Origin of the sequence: Flavobacterium sp. LHD-80 (genome assembly GCF_030929605.1) — a bacterium.
Taxonomy (GTDB): domain Bacteria; phylum Bacteroidota; class Bacteroidia; order Flavobacteriales; family Flavobacteriaceae; genus Flavobacterium.
Genome location: NZ_JAVFVS010000011.1, coordinates 44,401 through 63,339 on the forward strand (window position 1 = coordinate 44,401; position 18,939 = coordinate 63,339).

Here is an 18,939-nt window from a genome sequence, read left to right on the forward strand (position 1 = left end):
AAAACCCGATAACATCATTGTTATCGGGTTTGTTTTATGAAATAATCTGCGATTAGTTTTCCATGTAAGCTTCAATAGGAGCACAGCTGCAAACTAAGTTTCTGTCACCGTAAGCGTCATCTACACGACGAACCGATGGCCAAAATTTATTTTCAGCAATATACTCTAATGGATAAGCTGCTTTTTCTCTCGTATAAGGGAAATCCCAAGAATCTGTAGTTAACATTGCCAATGTGTGAGGTGCATTTTTCAATACATTGTTTTTGTCATCAGCAGTTGACGCTTCAATCTCTTTTCTGATTGAGATAAGAGCATCACAAAAACGATCTAACTCAGCTAAATCTTCAGATTCAGTTGGTTCGATCATTAAAGTTCCAGCAACTGGGAAAGAAACCGTAGGAGCGTGGAAGCCGTAATCCATTAAACGTTTTGCGATATCACCAACTTCGATTCCGTTTTCTTTAAATGAACGACAATCTAAAATCATTTCGTGAGCCGCTCTTCCGCATTCTCCAGTATAAAGAATTGGGTAGTGACCTTCGAAACGAGCTTTCATATAGTTCGCATTCAAAATCGCGTGTTCAGTAGCACTTTTTAATCCTTCAGCTCCCATCATTGTGATGTAACCGTAAGAAATTAAACATACTAAAGCTGATCCGTAAGGTGCAGATGAAATAGCTGTAATGGCTTGTTCACCACCTACTTTTAAGATTGGGTTTGTTGGCAAGAATGGAACTAATTTTTCGTTCACACAAATTGGTCCAACTCCAGGCCCACCACCACCGTGAGGAATAGCGAATGTTTTGTGTAAGTTTAAGTGACAAACGTCAGCACCAATTGTTGCAGGATTTGTTAATCCAACTTGTGCGTTCATGTTTGCACCATCCATATATACTAATCCACCATTTTCGTGGATTAATTTTGTGATTTCAATAATTGAAGATTCGAAAACTCCGTGAGTAGAAGGATACGTAACCATTAAACAAGATAAATCATCTTTGTGTTCAATTGCTTTTTCTCTTAAATCTTCTACGTCAATATTTCCTTCTGGAGTAGTTTTAGTAACAATGATTTTCATTCCGGCCATAGCTGCAGAAGCAGGATTTGTTCCGTGAGCTGATGATGGAATCAAACATACATTACGGTGACCTTCGTTTCTTGACATATGGTAAGCACGAATCGCCATTAAACCTGCATATTCTCCTTGAGCTCCAGAGTTTGGCTGTAAAGTTGTTCCAGCAAAACCAGTAATTACATTTAATTGCTCTTCTAATTTTTTAAGCATTGTAATGTAACCTTCTGCTTGTTCAACTGGTGCAAACGGGTGAATGCTGTTCCAGTTTGGCATTGAAAGAGGCAACATTTCCGAAGCTGCGTTTAATTTCATCGTACAAGAACCTAGTGAAATCATCGAATGATTCAAGGATAAATCTTTACGCTCTAACTTTTTGATGTAGCGCATGATCTGACTTTCTGAATGATGATTGTTGAAAACATCATGCGTCAAGAAAGATGAAGTTCTTTCTAATGAAGCAGGTAATTGACTAGCTTCAGTTAGTTCAGAAACAGTAAAAGTTTCTTTTCCTAAAGCTTCAGCAAAAATCGAAACGATTTGATTGATGTCAGCAATAGAAGTTGTTTCGTTTAATGAAATAGAAACGGAGTCAGCATCAGGATAGAAGAAGTTAACTTTGTTATTCTCAGCAACTGCTTTTACTTTTTGAGCATCAGCTTTTACTAAAATCGTGTCAAAGTAAGCTGTGTTGGTTTGGAAAACCCCTAATTTATTTAAAGCTTCAGCAGTTGTAACCGCAGATGCGTGAACTTTGTTTGCAATGTATTTTAATCCTTCTGGACCGTGGTAAACCGCGTACATTCCAGCCATAACCGCCAATAAAACCTGAGCAGTACAAATGTTAGAAGTCGCTTTTTCACGTTTAATGTGTTGTTCACGAGTTCCTAAAGCCATACGTAAAGCGCGGTTTCCATTTACATCGATAGAAACTCCAATAATACGACCTGGCATAGAACGTTTGTATTCTTCTTTAGTTGCAAAAAAAGCAGCATGAGGACCACCATAACCCATTGGTACACCAAAACGTTGTGAAGTTCCAACTACTACTGCAGCTCCCATTTCTCCTGGAGAAGTTAAAGTTGCAAGTGATAAAATATCGGCAGCAAAGGCAACTTTAATTTCATTTTCTTTTGCTTTAGCAACAAAAGCACTATAATCATTTACCTGACCATATTTTCCTGGGTATTGTAAAATAGCTCCAAAAAACTCATTTGAAAAATCAAATGTTTCGTGATTTCCAACTACTAATTCAATTCCAATTGGAGTCGAACGTGTTTGAAGTACAGACAAAGTCTGAGGTAAAATTTCTTCAGAAACGAAGAATTTGTGTGTATTGTTTTTCTTTTGATCTCTCGTACGAACGTCAAATAATAAAGCCATAGCTTCTGCAGCCGCAGTTCCTTCATCAAGTAAAGATGCGTTTGCAATTTCCATTCCTGTTAATTCGATAACAGTAGTCTGGAAATTTAAGATAGCTTCAAGACGACCTTGAGCAATTTCTGCTTGGTAAGGCGTATAAGCTGTGTACCATCCTGGGTTTTCGAAGATATTTCTCTGAATTGGAGCCGGAACGATAGTTGGGTGATAACCCAAACCAATGTATGATTTAAATGTTTTGTTTTTCTTTCCTAAGTCGCGAATATGATTTGCAAATTCGAATTCTGTCATTGCAGGATCTAAATTCAAAGGCGCTTTTAAACGAATATCGTCCGGAAGGGTTTCATAAACAAGTTGTTCAATCGAATCAACTCCAATAGTTTTCAGCATATGCTGAAGATCTGTTTCTCTTGGACCAATGTGTCTTAAAGCAAAAGCATCTGTTTTCATGTAGCTATCTAATGTTTTTAATTAATGTGTTCGTGCACCATTTTGCTATACGAATCACATTTAAAAGTAAATGTGTTGTTTTTTTGTCGCGCAAAATTAAGTATTATTAATAATTTAATGGGTATTTTTAACTTCAATTTTTATCAAATTTCTAGTTAAAGAGTTGATTTGTTAATAAATGATTAGATTTGATATATGAAACTTTTAAAACAGCTTTTAGATTTTTATTTAAATAGCAGTATTCACGTGGCTTTATCGTGTTATGCTTTGGTGCGAATTACGTTTCATTTCTTTCATATTCAGTACGATGAACCAATGGCGTTGTTTGTTTTTTTCGGAACAATTGTAGGATATAATTTTGTAAAATACGATGCTTTGGTTCGGGTAAAAAGAAAACCGGTTGGAAATCAGCTAAAAATTATTGCAGTTTTGAGTTTCATTTCGCTGATTTTGGTTGGATATTATTTTTTCCATTTAAAGCGAATTACCCAAATTGTCTCTGTCGTAATTTTTGCCATAACAGCACTTTATACTTTACCATTTTTCCCAAACAGAAAAAATGCCCGAAACTGGGCAGGAGTAAAAATCTACATTGTAGCAATTTGCTGGGTAGGAGCAAGTTTGGTTTTACCGTATATAAATGCCGAAATCCCGTTTACAGCCGACTTTTTTATAAAATGCGTCCAGCGTTTTGTTTTAGTTTTTGTACTTATTTTGGTTTTTGAAATTTTAGATTTAGCCAATGATGATCCGCATTTGCAAACTGTTCCACAAACAATCGGGGTTAAAAAAACGAAGATTTTAGGATTTTCACTTTTGGTTCCGTTTTGGGTTTTAGGAATTTTGTCTTTTACACTTCATGATCTTATTATCAACCTCATAATGGTAGTGACTCTGATGCTGTTTATTTTCTTCGCCAATACTAATCGTTCTAAATATTATACTTCCTTTTGGGTCGAAAGCGTTCCGATATTTTGGTGGCTGATGATTGTATTTTTATAAATAAGGCATTCAAGTTTCTAAATAATTTGGGCGTGCCACCATCTTGGTAAAAGGGCAAATTCACTTTGCGCTTATACGCCCTTTTATCAAGATGCTGTCGGGCTATCCGGGCTACTTCGGTAGCTTCCTCCTATCCCTCACGCAAAACGTAAATCGAGGAAATTCATTTTCAAAAGAGAGCTTTATAAATTATTAAATTTTGAATTGCCTCCAGCTTCAGCTGGAGATTAAAAAAAGTATTCGATCAGAGCTTTAGCCAAATGATAAAGTTAGGCTAAAGCCAAGACATGCTATCATAATTTATCCTCCAGCTAAAGCTGTAGGCAATTGAAATTGTTTTTTTAATCTGCTCAAATCTGCCGAATCTGCGTGAAACAAATCAACGTAATCTATTTCGTTTTCTGTTCAGCCAAAGCTTTATTCAAATCAGCTTTTGCTTCATTTAGTTTTTTCCTTTTCTTGTCGATTTTTTCTTTGCTTTCCTTGTCTTTAATCGCTTCGTTCAAATCGGCAGTTCTTTCGTTTACTTTTTGCTGTTTTTCTTTTACTTTTTTGTCAAGATCTTTGTTTACTGTTTTAGTGGTGCAGTTTTTCTTTGTTTGCGCAATAGCTTCTTCAACACCTTTTATCTGATTTTGATTTCCAGCTTTTTTCGCATTTGCTAATTTCACATTCAATTCACAAAGCTTTCTTTCGCATCCTTTTAAAGTTGCACAATTGCTTTGAGAAAACCCGATAAAAGAGATTGTAAAAAGAGCTAGAGTTAATATCGTTTTTAATTTCATAAGTACATTTTTTGATTTGTAATGAATTCGTTTTAAGAATAATACTTATAAAAATAGGCAATTTATCTTAAACGAGTTTTTTGGTTTCATATTAATTTAAGTTTGCTTTTTACACAAATCTTGTCATTTCGACGGAGGAGAAATCTCCGCAAGTAACTCCGCATAGAATTTCGCCAATCTTTGTAGAGCTACTTGCGGAGATTTCTCCTCCGTCGAAATGACAAAAATGCTTAAATTAAATCTTGAAGCGCCTCATCAATATCTCCAAACTTAAATTGAAACCCATTTTCCAAAAGTCGTTTCGGAATCACATTTCTGCTTTTTAAAACTAATTCTGTTTCAGTTCGAATAAAGAAAGAACCAATTTCCAAAAAGAATTTACTTATTGGAATTCCAAAAGGGAAACCAACAACTTTTCGAAGTTTCTGCATAAAATCAGCATTACGAATTGGTTCTGGAGAAACAATATTGATAACTCCAGTCATTTCTTTCTGAATAATAAAATCCACCGCACTAGCAAAATCTTCCTCATGAATCCAGCTCACAAACTGATTCCCTTTTCCTTGTTTTCCTCCAAAACCAATTTTTGCCAAAGTCTTTAGCGGAATAAAAGCGCCTCCATTTTTCCCTAAAACAATTGAAGTTCGCAAAGCTGTTTTCATTGTTTTTGGTGTTTCAATTTTAAAGAACGCTTTTTCCCAAGAAAGAGCCACATTTATAGAAAAATCATTCCCGATTTCGCCATCAGATTCATCCATTTGTTTGTCTAAAGAAAATCGATAAATAGTTGAAGTTGATGAATTCAGCCAATGTTTTGGCGGATTTTTGCAATTCAAAACGGCTTTATTTAGAATTTTTGTGCTTTCAATTCTAGACCAAAGAATTTCTTTTTTATTCTTTTTCGTATAACGGCAATCAACCGATTTTCCTGCGAGATTAATTAAAACTGTTGCATTTTCTAATTCCTTTTCCCAACCAGAAAAAGTTTTGGCATTCCAGTTTACATATTTAATTCCGTCAATTGTTTGAGATTTTCCTCTTGTTAGAATTATAATTTCTTCAAATTTATTTCTGAAATGATGGATTAAAACTTGTCCCAGAAAACCTGTTCCGGCTGCGATTATGAGTTTTTTCATTTGAGTTTTTTTATAGCCACGAATCACACGAATTTAAAAATGAATAAAGGCAATTTGAAAATTAATTCGTGAAAATTCGTGTAATTTGTGGCAAACTATTTTAAGCTTTAAAAACCAATCTTTCTTCTCTTTGAGCTTCTTTTGCTTTTCTTTTTCCTCTAAAAAAGAAATATAAATTGAAGAATAACATAATACCAAGATAAATAGAAAATCCTCCAATTTTATAACTTAATTTTTCAATTAATTCCTGATAACTGTCCTGGTTTAATTGCAGTTCCAAAATCATTAAGGCAAAACCTATATTTAAAAGATAAAACCCAGTTTCAAAAAGTTTGTTAGTTGCTTCAGCGATTTCTTCTCGTCCTTTAAAAATGTCAAGCATGAATATTTTTCCGTTTTTGAAAAGCGTTTTAGAAACATAATAAGTTAAAAATAAAGCAACTGGTAAATAAATTCCATAACCGATTAAGATTTTTGTAGTTTCCATAATATTTGAATTTTAGTTGTTATTTGATTAATTTTTGAATGTATTTTGTTATAATTAAAATATTGAGATAATGCAGAACTGAAATAATAAAAATGATGACAGCTGTTTTTATGCAAATTGTTTCGATCAATTGAGTGGAAGAAATAATTTTTTGCCAAGAAATCAATGTCATTGCACAATACCCAATATTGAGTAGATAATACGCCAAAAGCAAAACCTGATTAATTTTTTGGCAGATATCAACGTGATTCGGAATTAAATCTGCGACATAAATATTTCCGTTGGTATAGCAGATTTTTCCAACTTTTAGAATAATGAAAGTCGTAATTCCTAAATAGATTAGATATCCTATAATATTAAGATTCATAATTTCTATTGTTTTGAATGTTTGTTTCGCTACCGTATTCAAATTCAGCAACTATTTTTCTCATTATCATATAAAAATAAATTGCAATTGACATTGGAAAAAAGACCATTAATGACCATTCGATCGCGTCATTTGTTATTGGGAAATAATAGTTTTTTATAAAAAATAAGACGAGTTCTGAAATTGCTACGATCCAATAAATAGATAAGTGTTTTTTAGCATAATCTGACTTATGATAGGTTTCGATTGTGAGGTAAATAGCTGAAATTACCTGAATAATCCCCAAAGGAATTTGCGCTAACATTCCTAGATATACAGTTAGGAATAAAACCAAAGTAGTTAATAATGCAATTTTGTTGATTTTTTTAAGTGTTTTCATAACTATCTATTGTTTTTAAACTTTCAGAAAAAAATGAAAGTTTTGATTAAATTTTTTTATTTCATGATTTTTATAATCAGTTTTCCAAGCCAATTTTCGTTAAATTCGGTCATTTTATCTAACATATTATCTGCTTTTAAAACGAAGTCATATAGTTTTGTTGTTTGATCAACAAAATGTTTTTCTTCTTCCGAATCTTTAGCTTCAATAGTCGAAACTTCTTTTAAAATTTTAAGAGCTGGCTTAATTTCTCTTTTGCTTCTTTCTCTGGAAATTTTTGCTGCCAATTCGTCTAAATCTTTTTCAGCTGTAAAAAACTCTTTTCTTTCTCCGGCTTTAAATTCTTTGTATACAATCCCCCAATCCATTAAAGCTCTTAAGTTCATACTTGCGTTTCCGCGGGAAATTTGCAATTCATCCATAATGTCTTCCATCGAAACAGCTTCGTTTGAGACCATTAATAAAGCGTGGATTTGTGCCATCGTTTTATTAATTCCCCATTGAGAACCTAATGCTCCCCAAGTTTGTACAAACTTATTTTTTGCTTCTTTGAATTCCATAGATCAAATGTAAGCAAAAGTTTTTAAACTTTCAAAAATAATTGAAACTTATTTTGAGGATTATAAAGTTATGTTAATTCAAGGTCCGAAATTTTTGATTAAATGATGATACAGCTATTTTTGTAAAAATCACTTTTATGGAATTATACTACACATTTTCGGTGCTAATTGTATTGGCATCATTCTTCGCCTATTTAAATTTAAGATTTTTAAAACTTCCTGGAACCATCGGAATCATGATTATTGCTATGCTGGTTTCTGTTGGAATTCGTCTTTTGGGAGATTCTTATTTCCCTGCTACGACCAAACATTTTTTTGATTTGATAAAAGAATTTGATTTCAACGAAATCCTAATGGGAGCGATGTTGAACTTTCTTTTATTCGCTGGAGCTTTACATGTAAACATGTTTGATTTGAAAGAACAAAAAGTTCCTATCATGATTTATTCGACAGTCAGTGTCGTTTTATCAGCCTTAATTATTTCTGTTTTACTTTATTATATAGCACCACTTCTCGGAATTGCTATTCCTTACATATTTTGCTTGGTTTTCGGAACCTTAATTTCTCCAACCGATCCAATCGTAGTTTTGGGAGTTTTAAAGGAAGCGAAAGTTCCGAAGAGAATTGAAACTAAAATTGTTGGTGAATCATTGTTTAATGATGGAGTAGCGGTTGTAATGTTTGCAGTTGTTCTAAAAATGGCAACCGATCCAACATTTGATGCTACTCTAGGTTCTATTAGTTGGTTATTTATCAAAGAAGGATTTGGCGGACTTTTATTAGGAGCCATTTTCGGATTTACTGCTTCAAGAGTCATGAAGAAAATAGACGACTATAAAGTTTCGGTTTTAATCACACTTTCTATTGTTACCGGAGGATTTTTGGTTGCTCAGGCATTACATGTTTCTAGTCCGCTGGCAATGGTTGTTGCGGGATTGATTATTGGAAATTATGGTAAAAAAGTTGCCATGAGCGAAGTCACAAAAGATTATCTTGGCAAGTTTTGGGAGCTTATCGATGAAATCCTGAATGCCGTTTTATTCTTATTTATAGGTTTTGAATTGTTGTTACTTCCAAATTTGGACAAACAATTATTGACAGGAGTTGTAGCCATTTTTATTGTACTATTTTCAAGATTGACCTCTATCGTTTTGCCTTGGAAATTCTTCGATATATTTAAGTTTTTCGGAATTAGATCAGCCTACAACAAAGGTTCTTTGATGGTTTTAGTTTGGGGAGGAATTCGTGGTGGAGTTTCTATTGCATTGGTACTTTCTATGCCCGAAGGAGAATATAAAAACCTGCTTTTGGAAGTAACTTATATCGTTGTTTTGTTTTCAATTGTAGTGCAAGGACTTACTGTTGGGAAATTGGCGAAAAGAGTTTTAGAGAAAGAATAGAAAAAATAAAGAATAGAGTCAAGAATAAAGATTTTATTTTTTAACCATTTGATAAAAAGACTTGCAAGAATATTTGTAGGTCTTTTTTTAAATCAAAAATACTTTTGAATGATTTTTCTTATTTTTATTTTTTAATTTAATTTGTAACTAAAATTTAGTTGCAAATTGAAGATTTAATTATAAATTTGTATGAGTAAGATTGATAAACTTATTGAAAGGTTAAAATCAAAACCAAAAGATTTTTCTTGGGATGAAATGCTGAAAGTTTTAAATCATTTTGGTTATAATCAGATTTCACAAGGAAAAACAGGTGGTTCAAGAAGAAAATTTGTGAATAAAAATAAACAGATTATAAGTCTACATGAACCACATCCGCAAAAAGTTTTGAAAGGATATCAGCTTGATATTATTATTGAATATTTAGAATTGTAAGATGAAAAACTATTTAGAATATAACGGATATATTGGGACATTAGAATTTTCTGCAGATGATAAAATATTCTTTGGGAAAATTCACGGTATAAACGATTTAATAACCTTTGAAGGTTCTTCGGTTACAGAATTAGAAGACTCTTTCAAAGAAGCTGTTAAGGATTATTTAGAGACGTGTAAATTATTGAATAAAGTCCCAGATAAAACATATAAAGGATCTTTTAATGTGAGAGTGTCTCAAGAATTACATCAAAAAATAGCACTTTTAGCTACTAGAAAGGGATTAAATTTAAATGAAATTGTAAAAGAAGCTTTGTCATATGTTGTGAAACATGAAGAAATTTTAAATTAAAAATCCGAAACATTTTTGTTTCGGATTTTTTTATCTCTTATCTTCTTTAGAATAATTAGATTCACCATTTATATTAATTTCTCCGCCTAAAAAACGAGGTTCACGATTTCTCAAAACATCAAAAAAAGATTTAAAAACCGAACCGTATTCTCTAAAGCAAACATAATTATATCCAAGATATTGCCCATTATTAGCAGAATATCCAACCGATTTGATTCCGAGTTTTTGTCCAATGTAAATAGCACGATTTAAATGATATTCCTGAGAAATTAAAGTTGCTTTTTTAATCTTGAAAATATGTTTCGCACGATACATAGTTGAATACGTATCGAAACCCGCATAATCAATAAAGATTTTTGTGGTGTCAACTCCTTGATTGAAACAGTAGTTTTTCATAACCGTTAATTCATCGTACTCATCACGGCCGTTATCTCCCGAAAGTAAAATTTTATTGATACGTTTGGCTTTCCAAAGCATAATTCCAGCATCTAAACGATCTTTTAAATATTTGCTTGGCTGATCTCCATTGATTCCCGCACCAAAAATAATTCCAACATCATTTTTTGGAAACTTTTTTACCGAATAATATATCTTAGTTTTAGTTGAAGATTTTACATAATAATTCACTGAAATAACAGCAATTAATCCGAAAAGCAAAAGATAAAGGACTATTCTAAAATATTTTTTCACGGTTTGTATTTGTAAGATTAAGATTTAAAAACACGAAGATAGCTAAAGTGAAATCAAATAAAAAACCGAAGCAGGAAAGCTTCGGTTTCAAAAATATCTAACAGTCTAAGAAGTCTTAAAATCTAAGAAAGTCTAAAGTAATCCTGCTCTTTTCAACAAAGCTTCAGGTTTAGGTTCTTGCCCTCTAAAACGTTTGTATAAAATCATTGGATGTTCTGTTCCTCCTTTTGAAAGTACATTATCTTTGAATTTGGTTGCCACTTCTTTATTGAAAATCCCATTTTCTTGGAAAAATTCAAAAGCATCAGCATCTAAAACTTCAGCCCATTTATAGCTGTAATATCCAGAAGAATATCCGCCTTGAAATATGTGTGAAAAAGCCGTACTCATGGCGTTTTCTTTTACATCAGGATACAATTGTGTATTTGCAAATTGTTCTGTTTCGAAAGTTTTTAAATCTGTAATATTAGTCGGATTTTGTCCGTGCCAAGCCATATCTAATAATCCGAAACTTAATTGGCGTAACGTTGCCAAACCTTCCTGGAAACTTGCACTTTCTTTAATCTTCTGCACATATTCAATCGGAATAATTTCTCCCGTTTCATAATGATTCGCAAACAATGCCAAAGCTTCAGGCTCGTAACACCAATTTTCCATAATCTGACTTGGTAATTCTACGAAATCCCAAAAAACAGAAGTTCCTGATAAACTTGGATAAACCGTGTTTGCCAACATTCCGTGTAAGCCATGTCCAAATTCGTGAAATAAAGTTGTTACTTCATTAAAAGTCAATAACGAAGGTTTTGTTTCTGTTGGTTTTGTAAAATTACAAACGTTTGAAATATGTGGTCTTTCATTAACGCCGTCTTTTATAGATTGCGATTTGAATGAAGTCATCCAAGCGCCGTTTCTTTTTCCTTTTCTTGGGAAGAAATCAGCGTAGAAAATCGAAACCAAATTGTTTTCAGCATCTCTTACTTCATAAGTTGTAACTTCTTCATGGTATTTATCAATATCAAAAACTTCCGTAAAAGTTAAACCGAATAATTTTTTGGCAACTGTAAAAGCACCTTCCAACACTTTTTCTAATTGAAAATACGGTTTCAGTTTTTCATCATCTAAATTAAAAAGCTGTTGTTTTAATTTTTCAGAATAATAAGCGCCGTCCCATTTTTCTAATTGTTCGATTCCGTCCAATTCTTTTGCGAAAGCAGTTAACTCAGCAAATTCTTTTTGGGCTGCTGGTTTTGCTTTTGCCAATAAATCATTTAAAAAAGAGAAAACTTTCTCAGGACTTTCGGCCATTCTTTCTTCCAAAACAAAATTTGCATGCGTTTTATAACCTAATAAATTAGCTCTTTCAAAACGCAATTTGGCAATTTTCAAAACATTTTCCTGATTGTCGAATTCGTTGTTTTGAAATCCTTTCGCGCCAAAAGCAATCGCCATTTTTTTACGCAATTCACGATTATCAGCATAAGTCAAAAACGGAACATAACTTGGATAATCTAACGTAAAAATCCAGCCTTCTTTTTCCTGATTTTTGGCCAATAATCTCGCCGCTTCAATTGTGCCTTCCGGTAAACCGGCTAAATCTTTTTCATCAGTTAAATGTAATTCGAAGTTGTTGGTTTCTGCCAAAACATTTTCGCCAAACTGTAAACTCAATTTAGATAATTCTTTGTCGATTTCTCTTAATTGATTTTTCTTGTCTTCTGGCAGATTAGCTCCGTTTCTTGAAAAGCTTTTGTATTTTTTATCTAATAAAGTAGTTTGTTCTGCATTCAGATTTAAGCTTTCTTTTTGATAGTAAACCGCTTTCACTCGTACAAATAAATCGGCATTTAAGCGAATGTCATTTCCAAATTCTGAAAGCAAAGGCGAAACTTCCTGAGCAATTTTCTGCATTTCGTCATTGGTTTCAGCCGAATTCAAATTGAAGAAAATACTAGAAAGACGATCTAAAATATCGCCCGAAAAATCCATCGCCACAATTGTGTTTTCAAAAGTCGGCGCTTCAGGATTATTTACGATTGCATCAATTTCAGCTTTAGCCAAAGCAATTCCTTCGTTGAAAGCAGGAACATAATCTTCGATTTTAATTTGCGAAAAAGGTGCAGTGTTATGTTTGGTGTTGAAATATTGTGTTAATACGCTCATAAGTAGAGTTTTTTAAAAGTAGTCAGTGGTCAGTTTTTTAGTGTTCAGTTCTTATAAAGACAACTACTGAACACTAAAAAACTGACCACTGATCACTAAATTTATTTATTAAGACCTTCAGCCGCTTTATTAACCGCCGCTTTTAATTCTTCTTTATAAGAAATAATAGTATCCAAAACTTTTTTATCGTGGCTTCCAATGATTTGTGCTGCTAAAATCCCCGCGTTTTTTGCTCCGTTCAAAGCGACAGTTGCAACAGGAACGCCACCTGGCATTTGCAGAATCGATAACACTGAATCCCAGCCATCAATGGAATTACTTGATTTTACCGGAACTCCAATTACTGGAAGCGGCGACATTGAAGCCACCATTCCAGGTAAATGTGCCGCACCGCCCGCACCTGCAATAATTACCGAGATTCCGCGAGTATGTGCATTTTTACTGAAATCGAATAATTTTTCCGGCGTTCTGTGTGCCGAAACAATATCTACTTCAACTTCTACATTAAATTGTTTTAATATGTCGATTGCATCCTGCATAACTGGCATATCTGAGATGCTTCCCATTATAATGGCTACTTTGCTCATGTTTTTATTTTTGTTGTGTTTTGTTTCAGGTTTAAAGTTTCAAGTTTTTGCTGGGAACTTAAAACTGTGACTGCGACTAATCACTATTACTATGCACTAATCACTCTAATAGTATTCTTAACTTCCTCAGCAATTCGTCTTGCTTCCTGCATGTCTTCATTTACAATCGTAACGTGACCCATTTTTCTGAAAGGTCTTGTTTGTTTTTTACCGTAAATATGAGGTGTAACGCCATTCCATCCTAAAATGGTTTCTATATTTTCATAAACTACATCTCCAGAAAATCCTTCGGCACCAACTAAATTTACCATAACTCCGGCAACTTTACTGTCTGTGTTTCCTAATGGAAGATCTAAAATAGCACGTAAATGATTTTCGAATTGTGAAGTATAACTTGCTTCGATTGAGTAATGTCCAGAATTATGTGGGCGAGGAGCAACTTCGTTTACCAAAATTTCATCTTCCTGAGTTTGGAACATTTCAACAGCCAAAAGTCCAACGTGATTGAATTTCTCCGAAACATTCAAAGCAATTGCTCTTGCTTTTTCGGCTACTTTTTCGTCGATTCTTGCTGGACAGATAACATATTCCACTTGGTTTGCTTCTGGATGAAATTCCATTTCTACAACCGGATATGTTTTTATTTCTCCCGATGGATTTCTAACCACGATTACCGCCAATTCATTTTTGAAAGGAACCATAGTTTCTGCGATACATTCTACATTTGGCAAATCATCCATATCAGAAATTTGGCGAATTACTTTTACGCCATTTCCATCGTAACCAAATTCGGTACATTTCCAAACGAAAGGCAATTTGATTGTTGATTGTTGATTAACGATTGCTGATTTTAGATTTTCTAAATTTTCAAACCTTTCGAATGGTGCGGTTGGGATATTATTTTTAGCGTAAAAATCTTTTTGAACGCCTTTATTCTGAATTCCTTTTAAAGTTTTTGGAGATGGATATACTTTTACACCTTCGTTTTCTAATTGCGTTAATGCTTCAAGGTTTACCAATTCGATTTCGAAAGTCAAAACATCGACTTGTTTTCCAAAGTTGTAAACTGTTTCATAATCCATTAAATCGCCTTGAAAGAATTTATTGCAGGCAATTTTACTCGGCGCTTCGTCGCTCGGATCAAGAACGTAAGTTTGTATGTCAAATTTTCTAGTGTCGAACAAAAGCATTTTGCCTAATTGTCCGCCACCTAATATTCCTAATTTAAAATCAGAAGAAAAATAATTCATTTTGTGTTGTGTTTTTGCAAAGATACCTTTTAATCTTTTTTTAGCCAAAATTTAGTTTTTTAGCCACAGATTAAAAGATTAGTATGATTTTTTGTTTGCCACGAATTACACAAATTTTCACGAATTATTTTTTTATTTAATCTAAAAAATTAGTGGAAATTTGTGTAATTCGTGGCAACTAAAATACTATTTCATTTTCTTCAAAACTTCCTTAGCAACTGCTTTGTAAGCGGCCGAATGATCGCCATAATCTTTTTCTAAAATAATTCGGAGTTCAGGATGAATCCATGCGTAGTGATTTCCCAAAACATATAAAGTTCTAATAGAATAGGCTTTTGTGGCCACTTTGACATCATTTATTAGCCAATCAAAAGAAGCTTCAATAATGTCTTGTAAATTATTTTCGGAAAGAGAAATACAATTTTCATCTTTTTTATAATGTGACTTAATCAAAAGTTGCGTCACTTTTGCAATTGGCCGAATGGCACTTTCATCTTTTAAAATTTTTAAATTCGAACAGAAAAAATCAAGATGTGGCTGTAGCCAAAGCAATTCTTCGTAAGACACAAATTCTAAAATCCAGCAGGCTTTATGATTGTTTTTGTCTTCGGGAGAAAAACAAATCGAAACCAATTCGCTAAAAAGTGAAGGATTTTCTAAAACATCTTGTGCTGCTTTAAGACGGTTTTCTCTATAAGCATTTACATAATCCAGTTTTTTTTGCAATTCAGAAAGCATTATTTGATATTTAAATACTAAGCTAAAATAAGTAATTTAATGCGATAATTCCGTAGTAATTTATAGGCAAACCGGGATAATAAAATCTTGGTTGCGCGTTTCCTATGCCAGTTGCATTGGTTAAAATCATCGAGGCATATTTTTCATTTGTGACATTATTTATGCCTGCGTCTAAATGCGCTTTTAAACCAGAAATAATTTCAAATTGATAACCCGTTTTTAAATTCAAAAGAGAATAAGAATCTGAAAAATTAGCATTGGAATCGTTCATCGGAATTTTATCGGTAAACTGAAAATCGGCGCTAAAATAAATTCCAGAAGTTGTGTTTAAAGTAAAACCTGCGCTTGCCGTATTTGCAGGAACTCCAGTTAATTTGTTTCCAGAAAAATCATTTCCTCTGTCGATAAATTCTTTAAATTCATAATTCCCAATTGACGTTCCGACATAAGAATTTAAAGTGAAAATTCTATTTATTGGCCAATTGTGATTTAACGAGATTTCGATTCCTTCATGAAAAGTTTTTCCGGCGTTTACACCTTCATATTGATCATCGCCGATTCTTTTGGCAACTAATAAATCTTTAATTTCCATTCGGTAAAGAGCAATTTCGGTATAAAGTTTTTTGCTGAAAAAATGAAGTTTTGTTCCGAATTCAAAATTATAACCCGTTTCCGGTTTAATATTTTGATTGATGTTTCCTGTCGAGGTCAAAGTTTCCTCGGTAGCAGGCAAAGAAAATCCTCGGCTTACAGAAAAGTAAAAAGTTCGGACTTCATTCGGCTTAAATAAAAAAGAAAGCTGTGGCGAAAAAATGCCATCATAACTATATTTTTCCTTTGGATTATTCGCGGAAGCGGGAAAATCATTCTGAAGTTCAAATTTGGTTTTATTATAATTTAAACCAGCCTGAATTTCAAATCGATCAGAAAGCAAAGTTCTTATTTGTGAAAAAACATTATAAAAATCTCTTTTTTGATTCGTTGCTGTAAGTTGATCGCCTTGCAAACTTCCATTTCCCTTATTTTGCTGATAAAGATTTTGAAAAGTATTGCCGCTGTAATTATCTCTGAAATATTCTAATCCGGCAATAAACTGATTTTTGATTTTCCCGATTTTAAAATCTCCCGAAAACTGTGTTCTTGCGCCCGAAGCAAAAGTATATTGACGCAAAATATCAAACGGACGCGGTTCGTTGCTATCTTTATAATTGATGAAAACAGAAGTTGAATTGTTTAAGTTTTCATTAATTGAAAAATCATAAGCCAATCCGCCCAAAGTCGATTTGTATTCTTTAAATCCTTTTGAAGCAACCCAAGTTGGCGCGCCTGCTTGCGGATTATTTTCGAAAGTGGTTTTGTTAATCGAACTCGGAATAAAAGCTTTTAAATAAGTATAATTAGAAAAGTAAGTCAGTTTGCTGTTTTTCTTTCGAAATAATTCTCCTGAAAGTGTAATTCCTTCCCGATTGTACGCACTGTTTTCGCGCCAACCGTCGGTTTTTAAATTGTGATAACTCAGATTTAAAGAAGCACTTTTTTCATTCAAATCAAAAGAAACTCTATTTTTCAATAATCCAAAAGAACCAAAAACAGAACTTATTTCAGTTTGATACTTTTCTTTTTTTATTGTTTGGGGGGAAATCAAAATTGCTCCACCCAATCCTGCTCCGTAAATACTCGAAAGCGGACCTTTTATAATTTCAACTTGACCAATATTTTGAAGATCAATATCGTCAATTACGGTTTCGCTATTCCCAGAAGTCAACGGAATATTTCCATAAAAAGCCCTGATTTTATTAGTTCCGTATGGAGTTCTGGCACCGATTCCTCGAATTGAAATTCTAGTTGTGGTAATATTAGACGATTGCATAAAAACACCAGGAATCGTATTGATAACATTGCTGATATCTGTGGTATTATTTCGAAGTAATTCTTTTTCGGATAAAATGCCTATAGAAGCCGGACTATTCTGCAAATCCCGATTAATATGAAGCGGACTAATTAAAACTTCATTTAGTTTTTGAGTTTTGACAGAATCAATATTTCGAACTTCTTTTTCTTGCGCAAAAATGTTTAGAGAAATAAAGAGCGCAAAAAGAAGAAGAGAATATTTTTTTGAAATCATAAAGAAGTGTAATTAAGGGCGAGTTTTTTAACACATAGAAACATAGTATTCATTGAGGCAAAAAGGCGTTTCACTTATTTAAATTCACATAGCAACTATGTGTGAAAACGAGTTTTCTTTTCAATCTTTATTCTACGAAACAAAAATCTATGTTTCTATGTGTTTAAATTGGAATTTGGAATTTTACTTATTCGCAGTAACCTTCCAAATTGTATTCCCGCTATCATCATTTACCAAAAGCGAACCATCTTTCATAACAGTAACCGCAACTGGTCGCCCATAAACTTCTGCTTTATCATTATCAGAAATAAAACCAGTTAAAAAATCTTCCGGTTTTCCTGAAGGTTTTCCGTCTTTAAAAGGAACAAATAAAACTTTATAACCTGAAATTATAGAACGATTCCAAGAACCATGCTGACCTACGAAAGCACCATTTTTATATTTAGCGGGAAAAGCGTCTTTAGTATAAAAAGCCAATCCGAGCGAAGCAGTATGCGCACCAACAGGAACATCTGGAACAATTGCCCTTTTGATCAAATCTTTTCGTTCGTCTTTCCATCTTGGATCTGGAATGCTTCCAAAATACGAATACGGCCATCCATAAAAACCACCTCGTTTTACACTCGTAATATAATCTGGAACTAAATCGTCGCCAAGTTCATCTCTTTCATTTACTGCAGTCCAAAGTTCTTTTTTATTGGCCGGATTCCAATCCATTCCCATTGGATTTCTGAGTCCGTCAGCATATATTTTTTCGTCCGTTCCATCGGGATTAATTTCTAAAATGGCTGCACGGCGAATTTCTTTATCCATTCCGTTTTCTCCCACATTGCTTCCAGAACCAACGCCAATATAGATTTTTGTTTCGTCAGGATTAGCAAGTAAACTTCTTGTCCAGTGATTGTTGTATCCGCCAGCTGGTAATTCAACAATTTTTACACCTTTAGTTTCTAATTTTAGTGGAGCGTTTTTATACGGATATCGGTAAAGCCCGTCAGTATTTGCAACATAAAAAAAGTCTTTTAAAATTAACATTCCTAAAGGTCGGTTAAGGTCTTTTAAGAAAACTTCTCGAGTTTCATAGGTTCCGTCTTTATCTTTGTCGCGCAAAATTATAATTTGGTTTTTGCTCGTTCTTGTACCGCTTTCGACAACAAAAATGTCATTGTTTGGACCTATATAAGACCAGCGCGGATTATTAAAACCGTCAGCAAATTTTGTAACTGTAAAACCTTCTGGCGCTATTGGCGTTTTTCCTTCGGGCCAGCCTATGACTTTACTGTTTTTTCGGCTAGATTCAGTTGCATACGGTGGAGGAAGTGTAATATTTCCAATCGCAGTTTTTACAATATTCGAAGGCTGTTTGGCCAGCGCTTCTTTTTCTTCTTTACTAACTTGGCCGTGACAGGCGGTTGTTAATGCTATTATTGATATCGAAAATAGGTTTAAAAATGTTTTCATTGGTATTTTTGGAAGTTAAAGGTTTAAACATAAACAATTTAATTAAATAATAGAAAGTGAAGGGGAGACCTTTGTAAATATTAACTGATATTTAACATTCCTAAAAAATTATAACCGCACAGTTTA

Annotated in this window: 18 protein-coding genes; 4 read left to right on the forward strand and 14 right to left on the reverse strand. The window is 33.3% G+C overall.

The annotated features are described in order from the left end of the window. Positions 1-52: 52 nt before the first annotated feature. A complete protein-coding gene (gene gcvP, locus RB619_RS14995) occupies positions 53-2,902 on the reverse strand; it encodes an aminomethyl-transferring glycine dehydrogenase (RefSeq protein WP_308098871.1) in 2,850 nt (949 codons plus the stop codon). A 195-nt stretch (positions 2,903-3,097) separates the two neighbouring features. On the opposite strand from gcvP, the gene RB619_RS15000 reads away from it, so the two are divergent. Next, positions 3,098-3,904: a hypothetical protein gene (locus RB619_RS15000; protein ID WP_308098873.1), complete on the forward strand. Its 807-nt coding sequence runs from the start codon at positions 3,098-3,100 to the stop codon at positions 3,902-3,904. A 389-nt stretch (positions 3,905-4,293) separates the two neighbouring features. Here the strand turns inward: RB619_RS15000 and RB619_RS15005 are convergent, their stop codons facing one another. From RB619_RS15005 to RB619_RS15030, 6 genes are all read right to left on the reverse strand, one after another. Next, positions 4,294-4,689, reverse strand: a complete 396-nt coding sequence (locus RB619_RS15005) for a DUF1090 family protein (RefSeq protein ID WP_308098875.1) — start codon at positions 4,687-4,689, stop codon at positions 4,294-4,296. A 230-nt stretch (positions 4,690-4,919) separates the two neighbouring features. Next, positions 4,920-5,825, reverse strand: a complete 906-nt coding sequence (locus RB619_RS15010; protein ID WP_308098877.1) for a TIGR01777 family oxidoreductase — start codon at positions 5,823-5,825, stop codon at positions 4,920-4,922. 100 nt (positions 5,826-5,925) lie between these two features. Further along, complete coding sequence (locus RB619_RS15015; protein WP_308098879.1) at positions 5,926-6,312, reverse strand: hypothetical protein; 387 nt, start codon at positions 6,310-6,312, stop codon at positions 5,926-5,928. Positions 6,313-6,331: 19 nt separating this feature from the next. Next, positions 6,332-6,679 (reverse strand): hypothetical protein, encoded by a 348-nt coding sequence (locus RB619_RS15020; protein ID WP_308098881.1) that lies wholly within the window; start codon positions 6,677-6,679, stop codon positions 6,332-6,334. Then, complete coding sequence (locus RB619_RS15025) at positions 6,669-7,058, reverse strand: hypothetical protein (protein WP_308098883.1); 390 nt, start codon at positions 7,056-7,058, stop codon at positions 6,669-6,671. Before RB619_RS15025 ends, RB619_RS15020 begins: the two co-directional genes overlap by 11 nt. 56 nt (positions 7,059-7,114) lie before the next feature. Then, the gene (locus RB619_RS15030) at positions 7,115-7,618 is read right to left on the reverse strand and encodes a MarR family transcriptional regulator (protein WP_308098885.1); all 504 of its coding nucleotides are present in this window, start codon (positions 7,616-7,618) and stop codon (positions 7,115-7,117) included. A 137-nt stretch (positions 7,619-7,755) separates the two neighbouring features. Between RB619_RS15030 and RB619_RS15035 the strand changes: the two genes are divergently transcribed. The 3 genes from RB619_RS15035 to RB619_RS15045 all read left to right on the forward strand — a co-directional run bounded on the left by RB619_RS15035 (position 7,756) and on the right by RB619_RS15045 (position 9,802). Next, positions 7,756-9,018 carry a sodium:proton antiporter gene (locus tag RB619_RS15035; RefSeq protein ID WP_308098887.1) on the forward strand — a complete coding sequence of 421 codons (1,263 nt, stop codon included), beginning with the start codon at positions 7,756-7,758 and terminating at the stop codon, positions 9,016-9,018. Between the two features lie 189 nt (positions 9,019-9,207). Then, entirely contained in the window at positions 9,208-9,450 is a 243-nt protein-coding gene (locus tag RB619_RS15040; RefSeq protein WP_308098889.1) for a type II toxin-antitoxin system HicA family toxin, read from the forward strand. Between the two features lies 1 nt (position 9,451). After that, on the forward strand, positions 9,452-9,802 hold the full coding sequence (locus tag RB619_RS15045; RefSeq protein ID WP_308098891.1) for a type II toxin-antitoxin system HicB family antitoxin: 351 nt from the start codon (positions 9,452-9,454) through the stop codon (positions 9,800-9,802). Positions 9,803-9,832: 30 nt separating this feature from the next. Here RB619_RS15045 and RB619_RS15050 read toward each other — a convergent pair whose 3' ends face one another. The 7 genes from RB619_RS15050 to RB619_RS15080 all read right to left on the reverse strand — a co-directional run bounded on the left by RB619_RS15050 (position 9,833) and on the right by RB619_RS15080 (position 18,813). Beyond that, a complete protein-coding gene (locus tag RB619_RS15050; protein ID WP_308098893.1) occupies positions 9,833-10,492 on the reverse strand; it encodes an ElyC/SanA/YdcF family protein in 660 nt (219 codons plus the stop codon). A gap of 132 nt (positions 10,493-10,624) precedes the next feature. Continuing rightward, entirely contained in the window at positions 10,625-12,652 is a 2,028-nt protein-coding gene (locus RB619_RS15055; protein WP_308098896.1) for a M3 family metallopeptidase, read from the reverse strand. A 101-nt stretch (positions 12,653-12,753) separates the two neighbouring features. Further along, complete coding sequence (gene purE, locus RB619_RS15060) at positions 12,754-13,239, reverse strand: 5-(carboxyamino)imidazole ribonucleotide mutase (RefSeq protein WP_068843754.1); 486 nt, start codon at positions 13,237-13,239, stop codon at positions 12,754-12,756. An 89-nt stretch (positions 13,240-13,328) separates the two neighbouring features. Further along, positions 13,329-14,489 (reverse strand): 5-(carboxyamino)imidazole ribonucleotide synthase, encoded by a 1,161-nt coding sequence (locus tag RB619_RS15065; protein ID WP_308098899.1) that lies wholly within the window; start codon positions 14,487-14,489, stop codon positions 13,329-13,331. Positions 14,490-14,675: 186 nt separating this feature from the next. Next, positions 14,676-15,227 carry a hypothetical protein gene (locus RB619_RS15070; protein ID WP_308098901.1) on the reverse strand — a complete coding sequence of 184 codons (552 nt, stop codon included), beginning with the start codon at positions 15,225-15,227 and terminating at the stop codon, positions 14,676-14,678. A 22-nt stretch (positions 15,228-15,249) separates the two neighbouring features. Then, the gene (locus RB619_RS15075; RefSeq protein ID WP_308098903.1) at positions 15,250-17,352 is read right to left on the reverse strand and encodes a TonB-dependent receptor; all 2,103 of its coding nucleotides are present in this window, start codon (positions 17,350-17,352) and stop codon (positions 15,250-15,252) included. Between the two features lie 183 nt (positions 17,353-17,535). Next, complete coding sequence (locus RB619_RS15080; protein ID WP_308098905.1) at positions 17,536-18,813, reverse strand: sorbosone dehydrogenase family protein; 1,278 nt, start codon at positions 18,811-18,813, stop codon at positions 17,536-17,538. Positions 18,814-18,939 lie beyond the last annotated feature (126 nt).

What these genes read in the sequence shown, in the direction of transcription:
- RB619_RS15025 (WP_308098883.1), bottom strand. Translation starts at nt 7,058, where the DNA reads ATGAAAACACTTAAAAAAATCAACAAAATTGCATTATTAACTACTTTG.
- RB619_RS15080 (WP_308098905.1), bottom strand. Translation starts at nt 18,813, where the DNA reads ATGAAAACATTTTTAAACCTATTTTCGATATCAATAATAGCATTAACA.
- RB619_RS15015 (WP_308098879.1), bottom strand. Translation starts at nt 6,312, where the DNA reads ATGGAAACTACAAAAATCTTAATCGGTTATGGAATTTATTTACCAGTT.
- RB619_RS15010 (WP_308098877.1), bottom strand. Translation starts at nt 5,825, where the DNA reads ATGAAAAAACTCATAATCGCAGCCGGAACAGGTTTTCTGGGACAAGTT.
- RB619_RS15045 (WP_308098891.1), top strand. Translation starts at nt 9,452, where the DNA reads ATGAAAAACTATTTAGAATATAACGGATATATTGGGACATTAGAATTT.
- RB619_RS15020 (WP_308098881.1), bottom strand. Translation starts at nt 6,679, where the DNA reads ATGAATCTTAATATTATAGGATATCTAATCTATTTAGGAATTACGACT.
- purE (WP_068843754.1), bottom strand. Translation starts at nt 13,239, where the DNA reads ATGAGCAAAGTAGCCATTATAATGGGAAGCATCTCAGATATGCCAGTT.
- RB619_RS15070 (WP_308098901.1), bottom strand. Translation starts at nt 15,227, where the DNA reads ATGCTTTCTGAATTGCAAAAAAAACTGGATTATGTAAATGCTTATAGA.
- RB619_RS15055 (WP_308098896.1), bottom strand. Translation starts at nt 12,652, where the DNA reads ATGAGCGTATTAACACAATATTTCAACACCAAACATAACACTGCACCT.
- RB619_RS15075 (WP_308098903.1), bottom strand. Translation starts at nt 17,352, where the DNA reads ATGATTTCAAAAAAATATTCTCTTCTTCTTTTTGCGCTCTTTATTTCT.
- gcvP (WP_308098871.1), bottom strand. Translation starts at nt 2,902, where the DNA reads ATGAAAACAGATGCTTTTGCTTTAAGACACATTGGTCCAAGAGAAACA.
- RB619_RS15040 (WP_308098889.1), top strand. Translation starts at nt 9,208, where the DNA reads ATGAGTAAGATTGATAAACTTATTGAAAGGTTAAAATCAAAACCAAAA.
- RB619_RS15030 (WP_308098885.1), bottom strand. Translation starts at nt 7,618, where the DNA reads ATGGAATTCAAAGAAGCAAAAAATAAGTTTGTACAAACTTGGGGAGCA.
- RB619_RS15005 (WP_308098875.1), bottom strand. Translation starts at nt 4,689, where the DNA reads ATGAAATTAAAAACGATATTAACTCTAGCTCTTTTTACAATCTCTTTT.
- RB619_RS15035 (WP_308098887.1), top strand. Translation starts at nt 7,756, where the DNA reads ATGGAATTATACTACACATTTTCGGTGCTAATTGTATTGGCATCATTC.
- RB619_RS15065 (WP_308098899.1), bottom strand. Translation starts at nt 14,489, where the DNA reads ATGAATTATTTTTCTTCTGATTTTAAATTAGGAATATTAGGTGGCGGA.
- RB619_RS15000 (WP_308098873.1), top strand. Translation starts at nt 3,098, where the DNA reads ATGAAACTTTTAAAACAGCTTTTAGATTTTTATTTAAATAGCAGTATT.